20 protein-coding genes are annotated in these 24,135 nt (G+C 59.7%); 19 read left to right on the forward strand and 1 reads right to left on the reverse strand.

The genetic code is table 11. The annotated features are described in order from the left end of the window. Positions 1-48 precede the first annotated feature (48 nt). The 9 genes from AC1ROI_RS26780 to AC1ROI_RS26820 all read left to right on the forward strand — a co-directional run bounded on the left by AC1ROI_RS26780 (position 49) and on the right by AC1ROI_RS26820 (position 13,812). Entirely contained in the window at positions 49-2,862 is a 2,814-nt protein-coding gene (locus tag AC1ROI_RS26780) for a bifunctional glycoside hydrolase/polysaccharide deacetylase family protein (RefSeq protein ID WP_102593586.1), read from the forward strand. Continuing rightward, the gene (locus AC1ROI_RS26785) at positions 2,840-6,433 is read left to right on the forward strand and encodes a tetratricopeptide repeat protein (RefSeq protein ID WP_102593587.1); all 3,594 of its coding nucleotides are present in this window, start codon (positions 2,840-2,842) and stop codon (positions 6,431-6,433) included. Before AC1ROI_RS26780 ends, AC1ROI_RS26785 begins: the two co-directional genes overlap by 23 nt. A 28-nt stretch (positions 6,434-6,461) precedes the next feature. Then, positions 6,462-6,980 (forward strand): hypothetical protein, encoded by a 519-nt coding sequence (locus tag AC1ROI_RS26790; RefSeq protein WP_010463662.1) that lies wholly within the window; start codon positions 6,462-6,464, stop codon positions 6,978-6,980. 5 nt (positions 6,981-6,985) lie between these two features. After that, positions 6,986-8,353: a PelD GGDEF domain-containing protein gene (locus AC1ROI_RS26795; protein ID WP_042932393.1), complete on the forward strand. Its 1,368-nt coding sequence runs from the start codon at positions 6,986-6,988 to the stop codon at positions 8,351-8,353. Then, the gene (locus AC1ROI_RS26800) at positions 8,331-9,320 is read left to right on the forward strand and encodes a tetratricopeptide repeat protein (RefSeq protein ID WP_010463659.1); all 990 of its coding nucleotides are present in this window, start codon (positions 8,331-8,333) and stop codon (positions 9,318-9,320) included. Before AC1ROI_RS26795 ends, AC1ROI_RS26800 begins: the two co-directional genes overlap by 23 nt. Then, positions 9,317-10,831, forward strand: coding sequence for a GT4 family glycosyltransferase PelF (gene pelF / locus AC1ROI_RS26805; RefSeq protein ID WP_010463656.1), 1,515 nt, complete (start codon positions 9,317-9,319; stop codon positions 10,829-10,831). Before AC1ROI_RS26800 ends, pelF begins: the two co-directional genes overlap by 4 nt. After that, positions 10,832-12,202, forward strand: a complete 1,371-nt coding sequence (gene pelG, locus AC1ROI_RS26810; protein ID WP_010463655.1) for an exopolysaccharide Pel transporter PelG — start codon at positions 10,832-10,834, stop codon at positions 12,200-12,202. It begins immediately after the preceding gene. A gap of 193 nt (positions 12,203-12,395) precedes the next feature. After that, complete coding sequence (locus AC1ROI_RS26815; protein WP_172792225.1) at positions 12,396-13,352, forward strand: enoyl-CoA hydratase/isomerase family protein; 957 nt, start codon at positions 12,396-12,398, stop codon at positions 13,350-13,352. 37 nt (positions 13,353-13,389) lie between these two features. Further along, the gene (locus AC1ROI_RS26820) at positions 13,390-13,812 is read left to right on the forward strand and encodes an organic hydroperoxide resistance protein (protein WP_102593588.1); all 423 of its coding nucleotides are present in this window, start codon (positions 13,390-13,392) and stop codon (positions 13,810-13,812) included. 307 nt (positions 13,813-14,119) lie between these two features. Here AC1ROI_RS26820 and AC1ROI_RS26825 read toward each other — a convergent pair whose 3' ends face one another. Continuing rightward, the gene (locus AC1ROI_RS26825) at positions 14,120-15,043 is read right to left on the reverse strand and encodes a LysR family transcriptional regulator (protein ID WP_083375082.1); all 924 of its coding nucleotides are present in this window, start codon (positions 15,041-15,043) and stop codon (positions 14,120-14,122) included. 143 nt (positions 15,044-15,186) lie between these two features. On the opposite strand from AC1ROI_RS26825, the gene AC1ROI_RS26830 reads away from it, so the two are divergent. From AC1ROI_RS26830 to AC1ROI_RS26875, 10 genes are all read left to right on the forward strand, one after another. Continuing rightward, positions 15,187-16,740: an MFS transporter gene (locus tag AC1ROI_RS26830; RefSeq protein ID WP_083375081.1), complete on the forward strand. Its 1,554-nt coding sequence runs from the start codon at positions 15,187-15,189 to the stop codon at positions 16,738-16,740. Positions 16,741-16,763: 23 nt separating this feature from the next. After that, on the forward strand, positions 16,764-17,957 hold the full coding sequence (locus tag AC1ROI_RS26835; RefSeq protein ID WP_083375080.1) for an MFS transporter: 1,194 nt from the start codon (positions 16,764-16,766) through the stop codon (positions 17,955-17,957). A 369-nt stretch (positions 17,958-18,326) separates the two neighbouring features. After that, positions 18,327-19,085, forward strand: a complete 759-nt coding sequence (locus tag AC1ROI_RS26840; RefSeq protein WP_102593589.1) for a thioesterase II family protein — start codon at positions 18,327-18,329, stop codon at positions 19,083-19,085. 10 nt (positions 19,086-19,095) lie between these two features. Beyond that, on the forward strand, positions 19,096-19,896 hold the full coding sequence (locus AC1ROI_RS26845; protein WP_102593590.1) for an AfsA-related hotdog domain-containing protein: 801 nt from the start codon (positions 19,096-19,098) through the stop codon (positions 19,894-19,896). 22 nt (positions 19,897-19,918) lie between these two features. Then, complete coding sequence (locus AC1ROI_RS26850; protein WP_083375077.1) at positions 19,919-20,224, forward strand: hypothetical protein; 306 nt, start codon at positions 19,919-19,921, stop codon at positions 20,222-20,224. Next, the gene (locus tag AC1ROI_RS26855) at positions 20,214-20,918 is read left to right on the forward strand and encodes an SDR family NAD(P)-dependent oxidoreductase (RefSeq protein ID WP_102593591.1); all 705 of its coding nucleotides are present in this window, start codon (positions 20,214-20,216) and stop codon (positions 20,916-20,918) included. Before AC1ROI_RS26850 ends, AC1ROI_RS26855 begins: the two co-directional genes overlap by 11 nt. Positions 20,919-20,947: 29 nt before the next feature. Then, positions 20,948-21,202 (forward strand): phosphopantetheine-binding protein, encoded by a 255-nt coding sequence (locus AC1ROI_RS26860; protein ID WP_083375075.1) that lies wholly within the window; start codon positions 20,948-20,950, stop codon positions 21,200-21,202. Continuing rightward, positions 21,199-22,218: a 3-oxoacyl-ACP synthase III family protein gene (locus AC1ROI_RS26865; protein WP_083375074.1), complete on the forward strand. Its 1,020-nt coding sequence runs from the start codon at positions 21,199-21,201 to the stop codon at positions 22,216-22,218. The genes AC1ROI_RS26860 and AC1ROI_RS26865 overlap by 4 nt, the downstream gene beginning before the upstream one ends. A gap of 24 nt (positions 22,219-22,242) precedes the next feature. Further along, on the forward strand, positions 22,243-22,917 hold the full coding sequence (locus tag AC1ROI_RS26870) for an HAD family hydrolase (RefSeq protein WP_083375073.1): 675 nt from the start codon (positions 22,243-22,245) through the stop codon (positions 22,915-22,917). 2 nt (positions 22,918-22,919) lie between these two features. Next, positions 22,920-24,110, forward strand: coding sequence for a cytochrome P450 (locus AC1ROI_RS26875; protein WP_158243822.1), 1,191 nt, complete (start codon positions 22,920-22,922; stop codon positions 24,108-24,110). Positions 24,111-24,135: the final 25 nt, after the last annotated feature.

Genomic DNA, 24,135 nt, shown 5'->3' on the forward strand with positions numbered 1-24,135 from the left:
CTGTCCGACATCCAAGCAGTATCGGTTCAGTCCATTCAAGAGTGAGTTATGGAAATCGTTTTTCGCAGGACGCGTGTCCGCGCGGCCGCTAAACGGCTGCTCGCCGCTTTAGCGTTGTTCGTGAGTGGGCCCGCTGTTCAGGCCGCAGCATTGCCGCAACCCGCCAGCGTGGTTTTCTGGTACGCCGATCAACCACCCATTTCCGAGTTGGCTCAGTTCGACTGGTCAGTGGTCGAGCCGGGGCATCTGACCGCGGGCGACGTCAAAACCCTGCGCAAGTTGGGCAGCCAACCGTTCGCCTACCTGTCGGTGGGCGAGTTCCATGGTGGCAAGGCCGAGCTCGAAAAGGCATCCCTCACGGGAGCGGTCAGCCCGGTGCGCAATGGCGCGTGGGACAGCCAGGTCATGGACCTCGCGGCACCTGCCTGGCGTGAACATTTGTTCGGCCGAGCCAAGGCGTTGCAAGCCGAAGGCTACGCCGGGTTGTTCCTCGATACCCTCGACAGCTTCCAGTTGCTGCCGGAGTCGGCGCGAGAAACACAGCGTGTGGCACTCGCCGGTTTCCTGCGGGAATTGCATCAACGTCAGCCAAACCTGAAGCTGTTTTTCAACCGTGGCTTCGAAGTGCTGCCCGACCTCAATGGCGTGGCCGCCGCCGTGGCGATCGAATCGATTCATGCCGGTTGGGATGCTTCCGCCAAGCGTTATCGCCCGGTACCGGAAGCCGACCGCGAATGGCTGGAAACCCAGATCCAGCCGTTGCGCGCCAAAGGTATTCCGCTGGTAGCGATTGACTATCTGCCGCCGGAGCGCCGCGATGAAGCGCGCAAACTGGCCAAGCGTCTGCGCGATGAGGGCTTCATTCCCTATATCGGCACGCCAGAGCTGGACTCGATGGGCATCAGCAGCATCGAAATCCAGCCGCGCCGAATCGCGCTGCTTTACGACCCGCGCGAAGGCGATCTGGTGCGCAACGCCGGGCACACCTTGCTCGGCGGTTTGCTCGAATACCTCGGCTACCGGGTCGATTACCTGCCGGTCGACGGCTCGCTGCCGGAGCACCGTTTCAGCGGTTTGTACGCCGGGATCGTGACCTGGATGACCAGCGGCCCGCCGCAGGACGCATCGGCTTTCAATAGCTGGATCGGCAAACGTCTGGACGAACAGGTGCCAGTGGTGTTCTTTTCCGGCCTGCCGATTCAAGACCCGCTGCTGCTCAAGCGACTGGGCCTGAACCGCTCGGCGCCGATCGGTACTCAGGCCTTGACCATCAGCTATCAGGACAAGGCGCTGATCGGCGCGTTCGAAGCCCCGGTGCAGCCCCGGTCCCGTGACCTGACCGCAATCTCCCTGCTGCCCAAAGGCCCGAAAGCCGCGTTGCTGCTGACCGCTGCCGACGGCCAGACATTTGCCCCGGTGGCGACGGCCGAGTGGGGCGGTGTTGCCCTTGCGCCGTACATTCTCGAAACGAATAACGAGCGCAGCCGCTGGATTCTCGATCCGTTCGCTTTCCTCCAGGCCAGCTTACGCCTGCCGGTTCAGCCACGCCCCGACACCACCACCGAAAACGGCCGCCGCATCGCCACCGTGCACATCGACGGCGATGGTTTTCCGTCGCGCGCTGAAGTGCGCGGCACGCCGTATGCCGGCAAGCAGGTGCTCGACGATTTCATCCGGCCCAACCCGTTCCTGACTTCGGTGTCGATCGTCGAAGGCGAGATTTCACCGCGCGGCATGTTCCCGTTCCTGGCGCGCGAACTGGAACCCATTGCCCGTGAGTTGTTTGCCAACCCGAAAGTCGAAGTCGCCACCCACACCTTCAGCCATCCGTTTTTCATGCAGCCGGAAGTGGCGCAGAAACGTGAGAACTTCAACCCGGAATACGGCTTGAAGATGGCCATTCCGGGCTACGACAAAATCGATTTCCGCCGCGAGATTTTTGGCTCGCGTGACTACATCAACCAGCAGCTCACCACCCCGGAAAAACCGGTGAAGCTGGTCTTCTGGCCGGGCGATGCCTTGCCCTCGGCAGCGACCTTGAAGCTGGCCTACGACGCGGGCCTGAAAAACGTCAACGGCGCCGAGACCATGCTGACCAAGGCCAACCCGTCGCTGACCGGCCTCAATCCTTTGCTGCGTCCCACCGAAGGCGGCCTGCAGTACTACGCGCCGATCATCAACGAGAACCTCTACACCAACCTGTGGAAGGGGCCGTATTACGGTTTCCGCGATGTGATCGACACCTTCGAACTCACCGACAGCCCACGGCGCTTGCGCGGCCTGCACCTGTATTACCACTTCTATTCGAGCACCAAGCAGGCCTCGATCAAGGCGATGAACGAGATCTACGGCTACATGAAGGACCAGCAACCGATGTCGCTGTGGATGAGCGACTACCTCGATCGTGTGCACGGTTTGTATCAGGCCAGTCTGGCGCGCACCGCCGAGGGTGACTGGCAGGTTCGCGGCATGGACGCGCTGCGCACCCTACGACTCGACCCGCAAATGGGCTGGCCGGACCTGCTGCGTTCGCAAGGCGTCGCCGGTGTTCGTGACTTGCCGCAAGGCCGGTATGTGGCGTTGAGCAGCGACCAGGCGTTGCTGGTGTTGCGTCCCGACCGGGATGAACGGCCGGCGCTGGAGGAGGCCAACCTGCCGTTGGTGGACTGGAAATATGTGGATGAGAAACACGTGAGCTTTTCGTTTGCCGGTCAAGTGGACCTGAGCTTCTCCGTGCGCTCGGCGAGCAGTTGCCGGGTGGAAGTGGACGGGCAAACTTTTGCAGGCAAGGCATCCGCCGGTCTGTGGACTTTTCAATTACCAATGAAGCAGGTGAGTCATGGCCAGCTCTACTGCATCTAACGCCTCAGCAACTAAAAGCCGCCGCCTGCTCAATCCCTGGGCATTGGCGGTGGTGGCTGTGGCCGTGGGCGGCCTGTTGTGGCTGACGTTCCAGCGCGAAGAAGTGTTCCAGCCGGACGGCCGTGAGCCCGATGCGGTCTCGGCCAACTACGCCGAATTGCTGCTGGCCGCGCACCCGGATGACGATCACCTGCGCTTGCAACTGGTCGATCTGCTGATCCGTCTCGGCGACTACCCGAAAGCGCGCCTGCACCTTGAGAACTGGCCGAAACCGGTCGTTGAGTTGCAGGCCTATTACCGGCTGGAACTCGATGCATTGGAAGCGGCGAAAGCCGATGATCCGATCGCGCAGAAAGCCTTGATCGAACGCCTGCAAAGCTTCGATCACCGCCTGTTGCCGCTGCCGCAATTGCACAACCTGGCCAAGCTGGCGTTGACCTTACAGGCGCCAGCTTTCGCTGCCAGCGTCTACGAAGAAATCGCCGATCGCGACCCGGCCCAGCGCATCGCTTCGCTCAAGTCCGCCGCGCAGTGGTACCTGGCCGGTGAGCAACCTGGTCGCGCCGCCGACATTTATCTGCTGCTCAAACAGGACAGCCAACAAGCGTCCGAGCGTCGCGAATACGCGCAACTGGCGTTCAACAGTCTGTTGGCCGCCGGTCGCGGTGAACAGGCCGCGCGCGTACTGGCCGATGAACTGGATCAGCTCAAGGATCCGCAAACCGACTCGCCGTGGCTGGAGCAGGGCGTCGACGTTGCCGTTGGCAGCAAGCGCTTTGATCTGGCGCAGCGCTTTCTGGATCAGTGGCGCGTGTTGCAGCCGGACAACCCACAAATCCTGCGCAAGGAATTCAGCATGCGCCTGGCCCTCGGCGATTTGGCCGGTGTGTGGGACAGTGGTCAGCAGCTGGTGGCTGAGCACCCGGATGACTTGGCATTGCTCGAGCAAATGGGGCATCTGGGCGAATGGCGTGGCGACAGTCAGGCCGCCTTGGGTTACTGGATTCGTCTGCTGAAACTGCACGAAGACCCGCAAACCCGTGAACACGCCTGGCGTCTGGCGAGTCAGCAGTTCGACTTTGACCATGCGATTCCCTTGCTCGCCGAGATCATGGAGCAACGTGCGCTGACCGACGTCGAACTCGATGCGCTGATCTACGCTCACGAATCGCGCGGCACACCGGCCCAGGCCGAAGCCTGGTTGCACGCCTACTTGCGCAAGTACCCGGCGCATCGCCTGGCCTGGACACGCCTGCTGCAGAACCTGGAAAACACCGGGCAGTTCGCACAGAAAACCGAGGTCTATCAGCGCTACTCGAAACGCTTCGCGCTGACGACGACCGAGCGCATCGACTGGGCCAATACCGACCTTAAGCTGTTTGATAATCAGGCGGCGTGGGAGGTATTGCAGGTTGATAACCGCAAGATCACCGATGAGGGTTACTGGCGCTTGCGTGCTGCGCTGGCGTGGGATCTGGAGCTCGATGACGAGCTGCAGTTTTCCCTGGAGAAACTCCTCGCGCTCAAGGGTTCGCTGAACAGTGGCGACGAGAGTCAGCTGATCACGATGTACCGCACCAGCGATCCGAAGCGGGCGCTGACCATGATGGTCGGCAGCTGGAAGCGCACCCGGGATCCGCAGCGTCTGGTTGAATCCTTGCAGCAAGCCCAGGAATTGCAGGACTGGCCGCAAGTGGTCGCGCTGCTCAAAGACGCCGAGCAATACCCGGAAGCCAACGAGCAAGCACAAGTGCTGGCGATTCGCGGTGCCTTGGCGGTGCAGCAGGGAAATATCGACGAGGCGCAGCGTTTGTACCTGTTGGGCCTGTCGCGTTTCCCGGATGACAACCTGTTCCGCGAGCGCCTGATGTGGCTGTACGTTGATCAAGGCAACACCGCCGCGCTCAAGCCTTTGCTGACGGAATGGAAACCCCAGGCGCGTCAGGACCGAATCCTCTGGCTGCCGTTCGCCAGTGCCAGCCAGATGCTCGGTCGCGATACCGAAGCGTTGGCCTGGTATCGGATGTACCTCAAGACCAGTCCGCAGGATTGGCTGGTGCGTGCGGCCTACGCCGATGCCCTGGAAAGCGCCGGTTATCAGGACGCGGCCCAACGGTTGCGCCTGAAGCTGCTGCGCAGCCCCGAAGGCGAAAACATTCAGCCATCGTCCCAGCGTTATGCGATCTGGTTGCGCTTGATGGCCAGCAGTTATTCGCCGGCCAAGGCACAGCAGGAGGTGGCGAAGTGGAAAGACGGCTCGCCGGCCATGCTGCAATTGTGGTTCGAGCGGTTGCTGGCGCGTCTCGACGCGACGAACCAGGAATCGCAGAAAGACCAGTGGCTGGAGTGGGCGCGCAGCCAAGGCTTGAAGGTTCAGCGTTACGAAGAAATCCAGCAAGCCTTGCGCAGCCGCAACAAGGCGCAAGTCGAAACGCTGTTGGCCAGTAGCGACCTCAACCCGGCGCAACGCGCCCAGGCCTTGAGTCGTCTCGGCCGCTTCGACGAAGCTCTAGACCTCAGCCAGTCCGCGCTGGGTGACGATCAACCGGCTGCCGTGCGCGAGCAGTTGCGCCGTCAGGCTGCCGAGTTGCAGGAATTGACGCCGCAGGGCGCGCAGCTGTCCTGGCATCAACAGGATTTCGGTGGCCTGGAATTCAACACCCCGCGCCTGCAAATCGCGCACAACCTTGGCGCTCAGTGGTACGCCAATCTTGAGTTGGAGAATGGCACCTACAACAGCGATCAGCTGATCGAATCGCGCATAGGCGATGAGCGCAACGCTGCGCTGACCCTGCAACGTTCGGTGGAAGACGGCGGCTACAAACTGTTCGCCGACACCAGCCAGCGCAAGGACGACGACCGCACTGGCCTGGGCCTGTCCCGGACCTGGCAGTTGAGCGCCAGTGACCAGATCGAGACCGGTCTGGACTGGCACCGCAAAAGCGAAGACAGCGGCCTGATGCGCGCTTTCGGCCAGCACGACAGTGTGTGGGTCGGCGGTCGTCACGGGTTCTCGGCGCGGGATCAGATCAGCTGGGAAGTGGCGCAGAAATCGTTCTCGACTCGTGCGGGCGATTCCTTGGGCAACGGCCAGGCGCTGAAGATGGAATACAACCACACGCTGGAATTCGCCGGACCTAACTGGACCGTGCGCAGCGGTGTCGATTATCAGCACAACAACGTCAAGGACCGCACGCTGGAGTACCTGTCCAGCGCCAACGACGGTCCGGTGAAAAGCGTTGATGACTCGGACGATCCCGCGATCGTGACGGCCAACGATCTGCTGCAAAGCCGTTACGGCCAACTGTATGTCGGTAGCTCATGGCGTCGCGGCTTGCCGGGCGCCCTGGTGCGTACTCGCCCGCAATACACCTGGCTGGTGGACGTGACGGCGGGCTGGCAATGGCTGGATCAAACCTTCAACTACGGCATCAACACCGGGATCGGCGTCGAGGTGCTGGGCGGTGACGAATTGGCCCTCACCGTTGGCTACCAATCCGCGCCACAAGGCGGGGACGGTCAGGCGGGCGGAACACTGGGTGTGAGCTACGGCGTGCGATTCGGACGCTGATCATGAAATGTTTACGGGAGAAAAACTGATGCAAGCAATTCGTAATCTGAGCCTGGCTCTGGCAGTCCTGTTCGTCGCCGGTTGCGCCAGCTTCACCGGCGACACCAGCCCGAACTTTGCGCGTACTGCGAAGTGGGGCACCGTGCCGATGATCAACTACTCGCAAACTCCGCAAGCCGGCGAGCGTGCCGAGCAGATCCTGCTCAGCGTGCTCAGCAGCCACGGTCTGCAACCACGTGTTTACCCGGTCAGTACGCAGGGCGAACAAGCGCTGATGGACGACAACGAACGCTTGGCCGGCGCCCTCGATTGGGCACGTGATCAGAAGCTTGATTACGTGGTCGCTGGCAGCGTTGAAGAGTGGCAGTACAAGAACGGTCTGGACGGCGAACCGGCAGTGGGCATCAGCCTGCGCGTGCTCGAGGCCAGCAGCGGTCGTGTGCTCTGGAGCAAGAGCGGCGCGCGTGCGGGCTGGTCCCGTGAAAGCCTCGCCGGCACCGCGCAAACGGTGCTCGACACACTTGTTGGCGCCCTTCGGTTCGAGTGAATGCAATGAATTCTCCTCACATGGATTACAGCCTCGCGCCGCGTGCCAGCGGCCCGGTGTCTTGGCTGGAAACGCTGTTGGTCACCGGCGCGGCGATCGGCCTGGGCTTGTGGCTGACCCCGCAAGACCCGTTGCAAATGCACGCCGGTTTCCCTTGGCCGGTGCTGGCGCCGCTGCTGTTGGGTGTGCGTTATGGTTTTGTGCGTGGCCTGCTCAGTGCGGGCCTGTTGGTGGCGGCGCTGTTTGCGCTGCGCTATATCGGGCATGAAGCCTACGCGCAGCTTGATCCGTCGTTTATTGTCGGCGTGCTGGTCAGCGGCATGCTGGTGGGCGAGGTTCGCGATCTGTGGGAACGGCGCTTGCAGCGTCTGCAGATGGCCAACGATTACCGCCAGTATCGACTCGACGAATTTACCCGCGCGCACCAGATTTTGCGGGTCTCCCACGACCTGCTGGAGCAGCGCGTGGCGGGCAGCGATCAAAGCTTGCGCAGTTCGTTGCTGGGCTTGCGCGACAAACTGCGGGTGATGCCGGACGAAGGCGATGCACTGGCCGCGCTGGCCGACCCGATCGTGGCCATGCTCGGTCAGTACGGTGCGCTGCGCGTGGCCGGGCTGTATCGCGTCGATGAACGCGAAGAGAACGTGTTGCCCGAAGCCCTGGCGACCATCGGCGTCATGGGGCCGTTGGGCACCGAAGACGGTCTGGTCAAGCTGTGCCTGGAACGTGGTGAGCTGGTCAGCGTGCGTCAGGAACTGATTGATGCCGGCAGCTCGGCACAATTCTCGTCATTGCAGGCCTGCATTCCGCTGATCGATGCCGAAGGTCGTTTGCTGGCGATTCTGGCGGTGCGGCAGATGCCGTTCTTCGCCTTCCAGGATCGCACGCTGAGCCTGTTGGCGTTGCTCGCCGGGCACATCGCCGACCTGCTGCGCCGCGACCCGCAAGTGCTTCAACTGGCCGACGCCGATGCGCAGCAGTTCACGCTGCAACTCAAGCGTTCGCTGGTAGATGTCGAGCAGCACAAACTGGCGGCCGGCCTTTTTGCCTTCGAATTGACACGCCCCAACGATGAGCTGTCGCGCCTGTTCGAGCGCAGCCAGCGTGGCCTCGACCTGCAATTGCCGCTGCGTAATAACCGCGATCATCAGCTGTTGCTGGTGCTGTTGCCGTTGACCAGTCCGCAAGGCACCGAAGGTTATCTGGCGCGGATGAACCTGATGCTGCACGAGCACTTTGGCATTGAAAGCAGCCTCGACAGCCTCGGCGTGCGCGTGTTGCCGTTCAACCTGGAGCCTGGCTGTGAACGCAACGGGCTGCGTAATTTCCTGTTCAACGAGTGTGGCCTGAATGATCAGCAAGTGGCTGTTTAGCGGAGCCTTGTTGTTAGAGGCGGGCAGTTGGGCCAGCTTGTGGCTCACCGCGCCCGAGTTGCAACAATTGCTGGTGTTCACCCTCAGCCACGGCCTGGCGTGCGTGATGTTGTGCGCGGCCGTGTGGCTGTTGCTGCCGGCGCGCTACCGTTCGCCGCTGCCGTGGAGCCCGCTGTTTATCTTCAGCCTGGCGTTCTTCGTGCCGGTGCTCGGCGCGGTCGGCGTGGTGGCGGCGATTTTCCCGGCGCTGTACCTGCCGCGCAAACGCGACAAGCAAGCGTGGCAAGCGGTGGGCATCCCGAAACTGCCGTTCCGCGCGCAATTGCAACTGCACTCGCCGATCTTTGCCGATGGCGGTTTGCAGGACGTGTTGCGCCATGCCCCGGATCCGGATCAGCGTCTGGCCGCCCTCTTGGCGACTCGGCGCATGCCCGGCAAAGAAGCGGTGCCGATCCTCAAACTGGCCCTCGGTGACCCGAGTGACGATGTGCGGCTGCTGGCGTATTCGATGCTCGACAAGCAGGAAAGCGACATCAACCTGCACATCCAGATCGCGCTCGGCGAACTGGTCAACGCCAACGCCAAAACGGCGGGTGCGCTGCACGGCCGGCTGGCGCGCTGGTATTGGGAGCTGGCGTATCTGGGCCTGGCGCAAGGTAGCGTGCTTGATCACGTGCTGACCCAGGCCAGTGAACATGCCGAGCAAGGCTTGAAAGCGGGCGAGGGCGGTGAGCTGTTCCTGCTGGCCGGGCGCATCGCGCTGGAGCGTGGCGATGTCGAGCGTGCCGAAGTGCTGCTGAGTCAGGCTCAAGAGAACGGCATGGGCGCGGCGCAGGTGCTGCCGTTTCGCGCCGAGCTGGCGTTCGAGGCCGGTCGTTACCACGAAATTCCCGGTTTGCTCGCCCGTCTTCCCGAGGAAACCCGTCAGCGGCCGCCGTTCGCCGCATTGGTCAGGAGCTGGACATGAGTCACAAGGAACAGGCACCGGTTGCCGACATCTGTCTGCTGCTCGAAGGCACCTGGCCTTACGTGCGTGGCGGCGTTTCCAGCTGGATTCACCAGATGATCCTCGGCCTGCCGGAACTGACCTTTTCGGTGATGTTCATCGGCGGCCAGCGTCAGGCCTATCCGACCCGGCGCTACGAAATACCGGCCAACGTGCTGCACATCGAAGAAGTGTTCCTCGAAGATGCGACCCATCCGACCAACACGCACGTAGAGCCGCGCGAGGCTGACCCGCAGCAATTGCAGGATTTGTATCGCTTCCTGCATCACCCGGATGCGCCAGACCCGGCCCTGGGCGAACGCTTGCTCGACTGCATCGCCCAGGGCCACATGACCCTCGACGACGTGCTGCGCAGCCGCGCCAGTTGGGAGTCGCTGAGCGAAGGCTATCGCCAGCATTGCGCCGATCCGTCCTTCGTCAATTATTTCTGGACCCTGCGCGCGATGCAGTCGCCGTTGCTGATGCTCGCCGAAGCCGCGCAACGGATGCCGAAGGCGCGGGTGCTGCATTCGATTTCCACCGGGTACGCGGGCTTTCTGGGTTGCATCCTCAAGCAGCGTTGGAATTGCACCTACTTGCTCAGCGAACACGGGATCTACACCAAGGAACGCAAGATCGACCTGGCCCAGGCCAGCTGGATCGCCGAGAGTTCCGGCCAGGCGCTGAACCGCAGCCTCGATGCCGGCTCGGGTTACATCCGAACCTTGTGGGTGCGTTTCTTCGAGCGCATTGGTCAACTGACCTACAACAGCGCCGACAACATCATCGCGCTCTACGACGGCAACCGTCAGCGCCAGATCAAGGACGGCGCCCTCGCGACCCGTACTCAAGTCATTCCGAATGGCATTGACCTGCCGATGTGGACCGCAGCGCTGGAATCCCGCGCCCACGGCATTGCGCCTGTAGTCGGTTTGATCGGCCGTGTGGTGCCGATCAAGGACGTGAAAACCTATCTGCGGGCGATGCGCGGCGTGATCAGCGCGATGCCGCAAGCCGAGGGCTGGATTGTCGGCCCGGAAGAGGAAGACCCGGAATACGTCAGCGAATGCCGCAGCCTGATGGCCAGTCTGGGCCTGGAAGGCAAGGTGCATTTCCTCGGCTTCCAGCGCATTCAGGACATCCTGCCGAAACTCGGCCTGATGGTGCTGACCTCGATCAGTGAAGCGCAGCCGCTGGTGATCCTCGAAGCCTGGGCCGCCGGTACGCCGGTGGTCAGCAGCGACGTGGGTTCGTGCCGCGAGTTGATCGAAGGCGGCAGTGCCGAAGACCGTGACCTCGGACACGCCGGCAAAGTGGTGGCGATTGCCGACCCACAAGCCACGTGCGCCGCGATCCTTGAACTGTTGCGCAGCCCGCGACGCTGGCAGGCCGCCCAAGCCAGCGGCTTGTTGCGGGTCAATCGTTATTACACCGAAGCCTTGATGCTGCAGCGTTATCGCGACCTGTATCAAGCCGCCATGGAGAACAGCTAAATGGCCGGTATTGGCTTTGAACTGCGAAAAATCCTTTCGCGTGATTCCTACACGGCGACCTTGCACGCCTACGTCTACGCCGGGCTGATCAGCTCCGGGCCGTGGGTGTTGTCGATCATCAGTGTCATGCTGGTGGGCATCATCAGCATCGGCCTGTTGCTGCCGAACATGCTGGTCGGGCAGTTCCTGGTGACGGTGACGTACCTGATGGCCACTTCGTTGATCCTGACGGGCGGCTTGCAGCTGTTCTTCACGCGCTTCGTCTCCGACCGTTTGTTCGAGCACAAGTACGATCAGATCCTGCCCAACCTCTTGGGGGTGTTGTTGCTGGTCACCCTAGGCGCCGGGTTGTTGGGGATCGTCGTGTTGGGCTTGTTGTTCGATGAACCGCTGATTTACCGCGTACTGGTGTTGGCGAACTTCGTGGTGCTGTGCAACTTGTGGCTGGTGATCATCTTCCTCTCGGGGATGAAGGCCTATAACCGCATTCTGCTGGTGATGCTGGTGGGTTACACGCTGATGGTCGCGAGCGCCTACCTGTTGAGCTTTTTGCAGATGCCGGGCTTGCTGCTGGCGCTGTTGATCGGGCACAGCACGCTGCTGTTCCTGTTCCTCTACGACATCCTGCGCGAGTACCGCGCCGAGAAACTGATCGCCTTCGATTTCCTCGACCGGCGCAACGTTTTCCTCAGCCTGCTGGCCACCGGTTTCTTCTACAACCTGGGGATCTGGATCGACAAATTCCTGTTCTGGTTCAATCCCGGCACCTCCAACGAAATCGTCGGCCCGCTGCGCGCTTCGATCCTCTACGACTTGCCGATCTTCCTCGCGTATCTGGCGATCATCCCCGGCATGGCGGTGTTTCTGGTGCGCATCGAGACCGACTTTGCCGAGTGGTACGACCGTCTGTTCCGGGCGATCCGCGAAGGTGAAACCCTGCAACACATCGGGCAACTGAAAACCGAGATGACCTTGTCGATCCGCCAGGGCCTGCTGGAAATCTGCAAGGTGCAGGGGCTGACGGCGGTGCTGTTGTTCCTGTTCGCGCCGCGCCTGCTGGAATGGCTGGGTATCTCCAGTTATTACCTGCCGCTGTTCTACATCGACCTGATCGGTGTGAGCATCCAGGTGGTGTTCATGGCGTTGCTCAACGTGTTCTTCTACCTCGACAAGCGCACCGTGGTGCTGGAGCTGTGCGTGCTGTTTGCGGTGTTGAACGCGATGCTGACGTTGTTCAGCATGTACCTGGGGCCAAGCTTCTTCGGGTATGGGTTTACGCTGTCGTTGCTGATTTGTGTATTGCTGGGTTTGCACAGGCTTTCGACGGCGCTGGAAGATCTGGAGTACGACACTTTCATGCTGTCTCGCTGACGTTACGGTTCAGGCAAAAAAGGCACTGGCGATCATCGCCAGTGCCTTTTTTTTGTCCGACTGACGTCACTTGTCAGCCGGAGTTGCGCTGCTAGGCTTGTTCAGCCGGACCTTTCCGGCATGCCCATTATCTGCTTCAGACTGTAGAACGTTGTTCGCGGGGACCACATGTTTTTCAACTGGAGGTTTTCCCATGAGACTGCAGCTATTCAATGCCGCGATCATTGTCGCCAGCATGGCGGCCACCGACCCGTCTCTCGCCGGTGAAGCATCGACCGCATCCGCTTCACCCGACAAGACCCCGTCCACCCACGCAGCAAAACAGGAGATCAAGCTCACCCGCCTCACCCCCGAGTATTGGCGCGTCACCTTCCACAATCCGCCGTACAACATCTACGGCCCCGAGACCATGCCGCAACTGAATGAGGTCGTCACGGCCATCGAGACCGATCCGAAAGTGGTGGTCGTAGTCTTCGACAGTGACGTTCCAGACTTCTTCCTCACCCACTACGACTTCGTCCCGCCGCTGACCGACACCACCAGCCTGCCCAACGGCCCCACCGGCCTGCCACCGCTGCCCGATATGCTGGTTCGCTTGAGCAAGGCGCCAGTGGTCTCGATAGTGTCCATTCGCGGTCGCGCCACCGGCGTTGGTAGCGAACTGGCCCTGGCCAGCGACATGCGTTTCGCCAGCCGTGAAAAAGCCATCCTCTCGCAATGGGAAATCGGCGCCGCCCTGGTGCCCGGCGGCGGTCCGATGGCTCGCCTGCCACGGCTGATGGGCCGTGGGCGCGCGCTGGAAGTGCTGCTCACCGGCAACGACATCAATGGCGAACTCGCCGAACGCTACGGCTACGTCAACCGTGCGCTGCCCGATGCCGAACTCGATGCATTCGTCGACACCATGGCCCGGCGCATTGCCCGGTTCGACAAACAGTCGATCGCCGACATCAAGCGCCTGGTCGACGCCGCCAGCCTTCCACCCAACGAAGCCATCGCCGCCGAATGGGACGGTTTCATCGGCTCGGTCAAACGCCCGGCGGCGCAGCAACGCATCACCCAACTGATGGAGCTTGGCCTGCAGAAAAAAGCCGACGTCGAAAAACGCCTGGCGCACTACACCGGCACCCTGGGCGAGGCCTCGAAATGAGCTCGCCGTCGTTCAATCCTGATCAGGAGTCACTGTCATGAGTGCTGCACTGGAAACCGTTCTCTACACCGCAAAAACCCACACAGTCGGCGGTCGCACCGGCACCGGCAAATCCAGCGACGGCGAGCTGGACGTCAAATTCAGCTCGCCCGGCTCGGGCAAGCCGGGCACCAATCCGGAGCAACTGTTTGCGCTGGGGTATTCCGCCTGCTTCATCGGCGCGATACAGGTGGCGGCGGGCAAGATGAAGATCAAATTGCCGGAAGACACGTCTGTGGATGCCGAGGTCGATCTGGGCAAAACCGGCGCTGGGGATTTTCAATTGGCGGTCAGGTTGAACGTCAACTTTCCCGGGTTGGAAGAGAGGGTGAAACGAGAACTGGCTGACGCTGCGCACGAGATGTGCCCATATTCGCGGATGACGCGGGGGCATGTGTCGGTGGATTTGAAGGTGCTTTGAATCCCAGCGGTCCAATGGACTGCTTTTGTGGGAGTGAGCCTGCTCGCGATAGCGATTGTTCATTCAACATGGATGTCGACTGACACACCGCCATCGCGAGCAGGCTCGCTCCTACAAGGGGATTAGCTGCGTGGCGAAGATCTTGGCATTTCAACCGCGACAATCAGTAATTTGTATTTCATGGCGGCGTCCTTGCACGTAGACCGCCAGCATAGGCCCGGTTGTGTCTAACCACAGATCACCAACCCCCAGATGCAACAAAACCCGCACTTGGCGGGTTATGTCTTGCTTCATACGCCACGTCGCCTCATGAGCGCCTCGCATCCGGGTTGTCTACAGCAGGATTAGCAAAAAGGTGCTCCGCAGCAAAGTCCACGAATACGCGGATTTTCGGTGAAAGATGGCGACTGGACGGCCACAACGCCCAGAACTGTCCTTGGTCTTCGGTGTGACCGTCGAGCACCGTTTCCAGGCGCCCTTGGGCGATTGCTTCGCGGGCCAGGAAGTCCGGGACAAATGCGATGCCGTGCCCGTCCACCACGGCCATCAGCATGGCTTCCATGTTGTTCAATGTCAGGGCGGTTGGCAGGCGCAACTGCGTGATCTGGGGGGATGAAGACATACTCCATTCCATTATTTTGCCCGTCGTGACAAATCGATAACGCAAGCACTCGTGATGCTCAAGGTCACTGAGCGTGACAGGCCGTCCCTTACGCTGCAAATAATCAGGCGATGCGCACAGGACAAACTTGAAGGGCCCCAGCTTGCGGGCCATCAGCTTGGAGTCGGCCTGCCCGCCGCTGCGAATGACCACGTCAAAGCCTTCATCGATCACATCCACCAGTTGGTCGTTGAAGTCCAGTTCCAGCTCGATCTCCGGGTAGGCTTTGCGGAACCGCGCCATGTGGGGCAAGAGAAAGCGATAGCCGATGGTGGGCAAGCTGACGCGTAACTTTCCGCGGGGTTCCTGTGTGGCGTGGGAAAGCATCGCCCGGGCATCTTGAAGATCGTCAAGGATCTTGCGGCAGCGCTCATAGAACAACTGCCCCTCCGCGGTCAGGCTGACTTTGCGGGTGCTGCGGTGCAATAACCGCACGTTCAGCGAAGCTTCAAGCTTGGCGACGTTTTTGCCCACGGCCGAGGCAGAAATCCCCAACGTCCTGGCGGCGCTGATGAAACTGAGCGCCTCGGCGGTTTTTACGAATGAGATCACCCCACTAAGACTGTCCATGCCTCGATTACATCCTTTTGGTTCATTATAAGTGGAATAAAAGCCCGTTTATCTTCGATTGTATCCTAACTAGAGTGGGTGAACGATCGCGTGCCTCGGCCTGGACAGCACGGATACTTCACAGATATGCAGGGATTGATTTGATGAACTCAGTGACCGAATCGCTGCCGACCCATGGTCGGCACTCCATTTTGGCTGCCATTTGCCTGGCAGCCCTGGTGTTACCCATGAGTTTTACCGGCGGGGCAGTGGCTACGCCGTTCATTGGTCAAACGTTTGATGCCCAGCCCACGGAACTGGCCTGGATCACCAATGCCTTCATGCTCAGCTTCGGCAGCTTGCTGATGGCCGCCGGTACCCTTGCTGACCTCTATGGGCGCAAGCGTCTGTTCATGTGTGGCATGGCGTTGTTTGCACTGGTGTCGACCCTGTTGGCGGTGGTGCCCGATATTCTCTGGCTGGACCTGTTGCGCGGCGTGCAGGGTATTGCCGCGGCGGCAGCCCTGTCGAGCGGGTCGGCGGCATTGGCTCAGGAGTTTGACGGGCATGCCAGGACGCGGGCGTTCAGCCTTCTGGGCACCACGTTCGGGGTTGGCCTGGCCTTCGGTCCGTTGCTGTCGGGGTTGCTGATCGAGTACATGGGGTGGCGCGCCATTTTTCTTTGCACCGCCCTGATTGCCATCCTTTCTTTGATCTTTGCCCTGCCGAAAATGCGCGAAAGCCGCGACCCGCAAGCACAACGTCTGGATACGCCTGGCGTGCTGACGTTTTCCGGCCTGTTGATCTCGTTCACCACGGCGGTGATTCTGGCGCCCGAGCAAGGCTGGGGCTCGCCGGTGATCCTCGCGCTGCTTGGAGCATCGGCGGTCTTTTTGTTGCTGTTTGTCGTAGTTGAAAATCGGGCGAAACATCCGATGCTGGAACTGGGGCTATTTCTGTTTCCTCGCTTTGTTGGTGTGCAGATCCTGCCGATCGGTACCTGCTACTGCTACATCGTCTTGATCGTATTGCTGCCGTTTCGGTTTATCGGCGTGGAAGGGGCCAGTGCCTTTGAAGCGGGGCTGATGATGCTGGCACTTTCTGCCCCGATGCTGATTGTTCCGATCATTGCTGCGTCGCTGACGCGCTGGTTGTCGGCGGGCGTACTCTGCGCCATCGGCTTCGTTATTGCAGCGACCGGGCTCTACTGGCTGAGTGCGATCCCGGTCGGCGCGCACGCGCAGATCATCGCGGCCATGCTGCTGACCGGTATCGGTACAGGTCTGCCCTGGGGCTTGATGGATGGTTTGTCGATAAGCGTGATCCCCAAGGAGCGGGCGGGGATGGCCGCCGGAATTTTCAACACAACGCGGGTGGCCAGCGAAGGTGTCGCCCTGGCCATCACGGTTGCGGTGCTGACGGCCCTGGTCGCGCACCATTTGAGCCTCAGTACCTCGGTCCAACTGTTCGCCGGTGACTATTCAACGATCGCGCAACGCCTGGTAATGGGTGACATCCAGCACGCGAGCGCCGACGCCAGTCAAATCCCGCTGACGGTACTGCGCTCGGCTTATACCGCGGGGTTCAACACCTTGTTGCAACTGCTGGCGATGTTCACGCTGTTCACTGCCGCCGTGGTCTTTCTGTTTCTTGGGCGCCAAAGCGAAGTCGGCACTCAATCCGCATCCGATGTCGTGCGTCTCTCATCGGACACCTGAAAGCCGCTTTGGAGCCATGCCTGATGTCGCCCAACACACACTTCACGCCGCTGGTTCTGGCGGGCATTGCCTTACTCTGCGGCTTGTCGGTGGCCAATGTTTACTTTAACCAGGCACTGCTGCCGGTCTTCGCCGATACCCTGCACGCCGGTGCCGGGCAAACCAGCTGGATCGCCACTGCATCGCAGATGGGCTATGCCTTGGGGATGTTGCTGATCGTTCCGCTGGGCGACAGAGTGTCGCCCTTGCGACTCTGTCGCGTACTGCTGGCGTGGACTTGCGTGCTGTTATTACTGGCAAGCCAGGCCACCCATCTTTCATTCCTGGCAGGCGCCAGCTTCTTGCTCTGCATGGGCACATGCATCCCGCAGGTGTTGCTCCCCTACCTGGCCGGGCTGGCCACGGCTGGCGAACGCAGCCGCGTCATTGCCTGGGTACAAACGGGGCTGGTCACCGGGATCCTGCTGTCCCGGGCCATTGCCGGATGGTTGGCCGATCACCTCGGCTGGCAGTCGGTCTATTGGGTGGCGGCTTCTGCCATGGTGCTGTGTGCACTGGCGCTGCCGAGCGTTCTGCCACGGCGCGATACGCCTGCGGTGTCCGTTGCCTATGGCAGATTATTGAGCTCGATGCTGCACCTGTTCTGGCACGAGCCGCTGCTGCGCCTGTCATGCGCCCTGGGTGCAGCGGTCTTCGCAGCGTTCAGTGCGTTCTGGTCGGTTATCGCGTTCAAACTGATGGCGCCGCCCTACAGCATGAACGCCGCTGATGTCGGGTTGTTCAGCTTGTGGGGCGCCCTCGCCACCCTGCTGACTCCTGCCGCCGGCAAGGTGTGTGAGCGCTTTGGCACAGTCGCCATCAGCCTCGTCTCTATCTTGCTCTGCGGCCTGAGCTTCGCCTTGACCATCGCCTGGTCCAATAACTTTATTGTGTTGCTGGTGTGCGCCAATCTGCTCAGCTTCGCCCTGCAACTGGGCCAAGTTGCCAACCAGACGCGTATTTTTTCTCTGAGACCGGAAAGTCGCAGCCGCTTGAACACGGTGTACATGGTCTGCAATTTTTGTGGTGGCGCGTTCGGCAGTGCCATGGGAGGGTACCTTTGGCAGCGTTTCGGCTGGACCGGGTGCGTCTTGTTGGGATTGCTATGTGCTGTATTGGCGATGGTTGCCTTGCTGGCTATTCTCAGACCGCGTCAAAAACAACTTTCCGCCATTTAATCATTGAATGACTGAGCGGCCACGCTTGTAACTTGCTATTCCCCTCCTGCACTGACTAGTTGTATTGGTTAGCCACGCCAATGCAACTACCTTCGCCTTCTGATTTCTTCCTGCGTTCAAATCCTCGACTCGTGCCCAATCTACTCATTGGTCTTTCGCGCAATGATGTATTTAGCGTTGCTGGACCTTGGACTTATAGTTCAGACAGTTCAGCCTAAAACGCTCAACCGCTTTGAAATACCCTGAAATACAATTGGCCGCAGCAAACAGATTTTTCGAAAAAAGCAGACAGACTCCAACTTGGCAGAAAGGTCAGGGTGTTCGTTAGTTCCCTGGTTTTAATTTGATCTCTCAAAAAAGGAGTCTTCGATGACTGTCATCGACTCTGAAAAAGTGTGTGTTTTCATACCCTTCGCCGGGGGCAGTGGCTTGTCCTTTGAAGCACTGCGGCGTGCCGTAGGCGATTACATGCCCGTGATTGGCGTCACTTACAATGGGCGCTATCAGAAGAATGTGACGCCGGCACCAGGCACGGTCGAAGCAATGGCGAATGAGGTCATTGCACTTATCGATAATCTGGCGGCGCGTGAGGTCATTGTTTTTGGTTATAGCCTGGGTGCCATCGTTGCTTACGAAGTTGCTCGACGCAAACATGAGTTTGGCACGCGACTGATCAGTCTGGTGGTCGCTGCCTGTCGTGCCCCACATCTTTTTAATTGCGCGCAGGTGACACTCGACGAATCTGAAGAAGTATTTGTTCAAACTGTTTCCAGGTTTGGTGCCATCCCGGATTTCATGCTTAAACACTCGGCGGCGAAGGCACGCATGCTGCCTTCGCTTATCAAGGATTTCCATGCTGCGGCCAAGTATCGCCACATTCCTGGTGAGCCTCTGGACGTTCCCATGATGGTTTTGGGTGGAAAAGAGGATCCGTTTGCACCGATTCAGGATGTTATTGCCTGGAAGGAGCATAGCCACAATTTTGTTCGTCTGGAGTTTTTTGAAGGAAGCCATTTTTTCCTCACTCAGCATATTCCTGCCATCACCCAACTGATTACCGAGTTTGTTAGCCCGGCAGCACCGCTGCCAGTTTCATCCCAATATCTGGAAACATCTGCACGCATATAAAGGTGAAAAAATGGAAGAACTCAGAGTTTCAAATAGCGCTTCTTCGTGCCCGTTTTCTGGGCTTTCCTCGTTCTGCGAAACTCAGCAGGAATCGCCCAGGCATTACATTGTGGTGGGCGATCGAATCAAAAGTCAGTGCAGTGACAATATGTTCATTTCGGTGACGGCAGCAGAAGAAATAGTGACCCAGCTAGATAGAGACGAAAAGTTAACTTTGCATGTTGGTCAAGGTATTACCGATGAGCAACTCAATATTCTGTATGGCTTCAAGGAGGTTTTGTCGCCTGCCTTGAATATTGTTCCAGTTGATCGCCGTCTTCGTGCCTCCTCAACAGCTACTCATAAATTGAAGAGTCATAACATTGCCATCTCTATGCCGAGTGAAAATGGCAACGGTACTTACTCTGCCTCGCTGATGATCGATGATGCCAATGCCGAACTAAGCGATCATCTGACGGGGCAACACGTTTCCGGAATGATGGTGATCGAAGCTGCCCGGCAAATGACCATCGCCGTGGCAGAAGCCTATTACGTGACACCGGCTGCCAAAGGAAAAGTTAACTTTGTCACTAACAAGATGGACGTCACTTACATGGACTTCCTGTTGCCGATACACACGGAAATCCTCTGCGTTCCTATTGAATTACGCCGCTCTGGTGCCTCGAATTTTCGTTTTGGCTGCCGCCTTGAATTCAAGCAACAAGGCCAGTGTCTGGCGGCGCTCGGCTTTGAACTATCGGTCATCGACTCGCGCTATTTCCAACTCAAGGAAGCGCAACTTATTCACCAATTCGTCAAGCGTCTCGCCTGATCTCACATTGAGAGGAACCCCTATGAAAGAGCAAATTCTCGGCATCATTTACAACGCTATCGAAAATGAAAACCGCAGTCTCGTCCAACCCATCAGCCTGGAAAAAGGTGAAGACACCGCCCTCTACGGTGCCGGAGGCGTCCTCGACTCGATGAGTCTGGTGTCCATCGTGATTGATGTCGAGCAGATGATCGAGGAGCAACTGGGGGTCAAAATGACGCTGGTCAACGACAGCGCCATGTCTCCCAAACGCAGCCCGTTCCAGTCGGTAAAGACCTTCGCCAACTACATTCTCGAATTGAATGCACAGGTGTCCCATGCCCGATAACACGCCTGTCACGCTGATTACGGGGACACGCAAGGGCATCGGCAGACATCTTGCCGAGTACTACCTTGCCCAAGGCCATCGTGTGATCGGCTGCAGTCGCTCATCCAGCGATCTGAGCCATCCGGGCTATGACCACTTTATTGCCGATGTGGCCGATGAACAGGCCATCAGTGAACTGATGAGGCACGTGCGCGGCACCTGCGGTCGGCTCGATCACCTGATCAACAATGCCGGGATCGCCAGCATGAACCACTCACTGCTGACGCCCTACAAAACCGCGCAAAATATTATGCAAACCAATGTTCTGGGCACATTCCTGCTCAGCCGTGAGGCAGCAAAGCTCATGCGAGCCGGGCGCCAGGGGCGCATCGTGAATTTTTCCACAGTGGCCAAGCCGTTGAAGCTGGAAGGCGAGGCACTGTACGCCGCGTCAAAAGCCGCCGTGGAAACCCTGACCTGTGTGATGGCCAAGGAGCTCGCCAGTTTTGGTATCACCGTCAATGCCGTGGGTCCTACACCGATCGATACCGATCTGACGCGGGTCATCCCCGCACAAAAGATGAAAGACCTGCTGGCGCAACAATCGCTGCAGCGCTTTGGCACTTTCGACGACGTGACCAATGTGACGGATTTTTTCCTTTCACCGCGTAGCAATTTCATTACCGGCCAAGTCGTGTATCTCGGCGGGCTCTAACTCTCGTTCTCTTGCAAAAGGATCTCACCATGAACCTGGACGCCATCAAGAAAGAACTGGCAGAACTTCTGGAACTGCGCGAATCGGAACTTCAAGTCGATGTATTGCTGCACCCCCTGAGCAATTGGGATTCATTGACCAAGGTCACGCTGCTGGGGGTGTTGAATGACCAGTTCGGTTTCGCCTTGAGCCCTTCCGTGCTCGACGAGGTTGAAACCATGGGTGAGCTGTTCGATGCCATTCAGGCCGATGCGGCTGGCGCTCGCGTCAGTGAGCCTTCATGAGCGCGTCTATCGATGGGGTGTCGATCCGCGCGCTGTCGGCCGCAGTACCCCAGGACGTGATGACCCTGGCCGATTTCGCCACGTTGTTTGGTGAAAAAGAAGTGCAGCGGATCGCCAAGAGTACCGGTATCCATCAAGTGCGGGTGGCCAACCGGCTGTCGACGGTGGATCTGTGTGCCGCGGCTGCCCGGTCGTTGTTCAACGCCGCGGATATCGATCCCGCCAGCATCGATGGCCTGGTGGTCGTCACACAAACGCCCGACAGCCTGATGCCAGCCAGCAGTGCAATCCTGGCGGATCGCCTGGGGTTGAAGAAAGGACTGGCTGCCTTCGACCTCAACTTCGGCTGTTCCGGCTACATCTATGGCCTGTTTCAGGCAGCCATGCTGATCAAGGCCGGTGGCTGCCGTCGAGTCCTGGTATGTACTGGCGATGTGATCAGCAAACTGCTCAACCCTGAAGACCGGCACGTGCGGCTGGTCTTCGGCGATGCCGCGACCTGCACCCTGTTGGAATGCGGCGATCAGACGCTCGGGTTTGCGTTCGATACCGATGGCGCCGGTGCGCAATACCTCAACACTGCGCTGGATTACACGCCCGGCAGCACCAGCCGGGTACAGGCGGCCGGATTGCATATGGACGGCGGCCAAGTGATGAACTTTGCTTTGGAAAAGGTGCCGTCGGCGATCAACGCCTTCCTGCGGGACAAAGGCATCGACCCCGACCGTGTGCCGTTCTTCCTGCTGCACCAGGCCAACAAATTCATGCTCGATTACCTGGCCAAAAAGCTCGGCGTTTCGCCGGCCAGGGTCCCCATCGAAGTCGCTGATGTGGGCAACACCGGCCCCTCGTCGATTCCGCTGATGATCTGCAAGCGGCACGACCGCGAAGACTTGCGGCAAGACAACCTGATTGCCTGTGGTTTTGGCGTCGGATTGTCGATCGGCGTGGCCCATTTGTCGCTGCGCGATGCGCTCATCGTTGACCCCGTAGAAGTACCTGCCCTCCCTAACTGATCTGACAATCAAGGAAAGATGACGATGACTATCCAAGCAATCTGGTTCGACTTCGGCGGCGTACTGTCGCCATCCATCGACGAGCTGTACCGCGTCTACCAGGAAAATACCGGCATCAGCCGCACCCAGATGGAAGCCGCCATGCATGCCGTGGCCAAGCCGCTGAACGTGCAGTTCCAGGCACCCATCGAGCTGGCAATGATGACTCAGATCGAATGGGGGCAGGGCATGAGGAAGGCATTGTCCGAGCTGTATCCGGGCATTGATTTGAGCCGCTGCGACTTTGATCATCATGGCGAGCAGTGGTTTTCCCCGCACAACGTCAACGAACACATGTTCGAGCTCTTCCATGAAGTGAAAGCGGCCGGTCTGAAGTCATGCATCCTCACCAACAACGTGGTGGAGTGGGAAACGCCTTGGCGGCGCATGGTTGGCCTGGATGATGTCGCTGACAGCATCGTCGATTCCTGCAAAGTGAAACTGCGCAAACCAGACCCGAAAATCTTTGCGCTGGCGGCCGACCAGATCGGCGTACCTGCCGACGGCTGCGTGCTGATCGATGACGTCGAAGAAAACTGCGAAGCCGCGCGAGCTGCCGGTTGGCACGCCATTCTGTTCGTGGACAGCCTCGAGACTCAGCAAGCCGTACGCGCCCTCATCGACGCTGCCCGACCTCGTGCGCAGGCAGGTGCCCGATGAACATGCGCGTCCATCCCTGCGTGCTGGATATTCCCAACCTTGATGCGGTGCCCTACTACCAAACCGTGGGTTGGGAAGGTCAACTGCCGCAAATCCGGTTGCCCAGCGGCCACGTCGCCACTCACCTGACTGGATACGCCGATTGCAAGGCGTTCCTGGCCGACCCAAGTATCAGTCGAACCCTGTGTAACGTCGAAAACGGCCCGACCTTTCTTCCCGGACCGACCCAGCCGGAGCTGTTGCTCAATCTGGATAACCCGGCCCACATGCGCTCCCGCGCGACCGTCGCGCGTGCTTTCAGCAAGCGCGGCCTGGAAAGCGTGCGCCAGCACGTGACCACGGTGACCGTCGACAGCATCGAGCTGCTGCGCAAAGGCGAGACGCCGGCGGACCTGTTTGCCTCGGTGCTGGAGCGCCTGACTTCATCGACGGTGTGCCACATCCTCGGTATCCCGGAAGAGGACCGGCTGCTGTTCAGGCCCTGGAGCCAAATGATTCAATCGGCGCCGCCGGACGATATCGCCGGTATCGAAGCGGCGGTCAACGCCAGTTTCGATTACATGATGGACTTCGTGCAGGGCCGCAGGGTGGCGCATCCAGACGGTTTTATTCGCCAGTATGTCGACCAGCGCCACACCCTGGAAGACCCGCTGAACGACCGGGAGTTTGTCGGCGTGCTGCTGGGTATTCTGCTGGGGGGCGACCATAACGCCCTGAGCGTGATGACTAAAAGTCTCTATACCTTGCTGTGCGCGCCATCGCTCTGGCAGTACGTCCGGGAGAACCCCGATCGTTCGCCACAATTGATCGAGGAGCTCATTCGGCTGATTCCCATCGGCAAGTTATCGGCGTTCCCCCGAATCACCACCCAAGCCCTGCAAACTAGCCGCGGGCTGATTGCGGCGAACACTACGGTTTACGCCAACGTGTTCCTCGCCAACCGTGACCCCAGCGTGTTCAGCGCACCGCTGCTGATCAATCCCGACCGCCAGGACAAGGCCGCGCATATGCAATTCGGCCATGGCATCCACAGCTGCATGGGGCCGGCGCTGGCGCGTCTGGAAATAGCCACCGTGCTGTCGACCCTGGTACAGGCATTGCCCGATCTGGAGCTGGCGTGTGACCCGGCGTCGATCCGTTGGATCAACGGCACGGTACTGCGCCGCCCCGACGAACTGCCTGTGCGTTTCTGATGCCATTTCAATCAAGGGAACAAGC

The sequence above is a fragment of the Pseudomonas sp. GW823-FHT02C02 genome (genome assembly GCF_058797635.1).

Excerpts from the sequence above, each read along its gene's own strand:
- AC1ROI_RS26815 (WP_172792225.1), top strand. The coding sequence starts at position 12,396 with ATGAGACTGCAGCTATTCAATGCCGCGATCATTGTCGCCAGCATGGCG.
- pelG (WP_010463655.1), top strand. The coding sequence starts at position 10,832 with ATGGCCGGTATTGGCTTTGAACTGCGAAAAATCCTTTCGCGTGATTCC.
- AC1ROI_RS26795 (WP_042932393.1), top strand. The coding sequence starts at position 6,986 with ATGAATTCTCCTCACATGGATTACAGCCTCGCGCCGCGTGCCAGCGGC.
- AC1ROI_RS26780 (WP_102593586.1), top strand. The coding sequence starts at position 49 with ATGGAAATCGTTTTTCGCAGGACGCGTGTCCGCGCGGCCGCTAAACGG.
- AC1ROI_RS26830 (WP_083375081.1), top strand. The coding sequence starts at position 15,187 with ATGAACTCAGTGACCGAATCGCTGCCGACCCATGGTCGGCACTCCATT.
- AC1ROI_RS26840 (WP_102593589.1), top strand. The coding sequence starts at position 18,327 with ATGACTGTCATCGACTCTGAAAAAGTGTGTGTTTTCATACCCTTCGCC.
- AC1ROI_RS26870 (WP_083375073.1), top strand. The coding sequence starts at position 22,243 with ATGACTATCCAAGCAATCTGGTTCGACTTCGGCGGCGTACTGTCGCCA.
- AC1ROI_RS26790 (WP_010463662.1), top strand. The coding sequence starts at position 6,462 with ATGCAAGCAATTCGTAATCTGAGCCTGGCTCTGGCAGTCCTGTTCGTC.
- AC1ROI_RS26875 (WP_158243822.1), top strand. The coding sequence starts at position 22,920 with ATGCGCGTCCATCCCTGCGTGCTGGATATTCCCAACCTTGATGCGGTG.
- AC1ROI_RS26800 (WP_010463659.1), top strand. The coding sequence starts at position 8,331 with ATGATCAGCAAGTGGCTGTTTAGCGGAGCCTTGTTGTTAGAGGCGGGC.
- AC1ROI_RS26865 (WP_083375074.1), top strand. The coding sequence starts at position 21,199 with ATGAGCGCGTCTATCGATGGGGTGTCGATCCGCGCGCTGTCGGCCGCA.
- AC1ROI_RS26845 (WP_102593590.1), top strand. The coding sequence starts at position 19,096 with ATGGAAGAACTCAGAGTTTCAAATAGCGCTTCTTCGTGCCCGTTTTCT.
- AC1ROI_RS26820 (WP_102593588.1), top strand. The coding sequence starts at position 13,390 with ATGAGTGCTGCACTGGAAACCGTTCTCTACACCGCAAAAACCCACACA.
- AC1ROI_RS26825 (WP_083375082.1), bottom strand. The coding sequence starts at position 15,043 with ATGGACAGTCTTAGTGGGGTGATCTCATTCGTAAAAACCGCCGAGGCG.
- AC1ROI_RS26835 (WP_083375080.1), top strand. The coding sequence starts at position 16,764 with ATGTCGCCCAACACACACTTCACGCCGCTGGTTCTGGCGGGCATTGCC.
- AC1ROI_RS26855 (WP_102593591.1), top strand. The coding sequence starts at position 20,214 with ATGCCCGATAACACGCCTGTCACGCTGATTACGGGGACACGCAAGGGC.
- pelF (WP_010463656.1), top strand. The coding sequence starts at position 9,317 with ATGAGTCACAAGGAACAGGCACCGGTTGCCGACATCTGTCTGCTGCTC.
- AC1ROI_RS26860 (WP_083375075.1), top strand. The coding sequence starts at position 20,948 with ATGAACCTGGACGCCATCAAGAAAGAACTGGCAGAACTTCTGGAACTG.
- AC1ROI_RS26785 (WP_102593587.1), top strand. The coding sequence starts at position 2,840 with ATGGCCAGCTCTACTGCATCTAACGCCTCAGCAACTAAAAGCCGCCGC.
- AC1ROI_RS26850 (WP_083375077.1), top strand. The coding sequence starts at position 19,919 with ATGAAAGAGCAAATTCTCGGCATCATTTACAACGCTATCGAAAATGAA.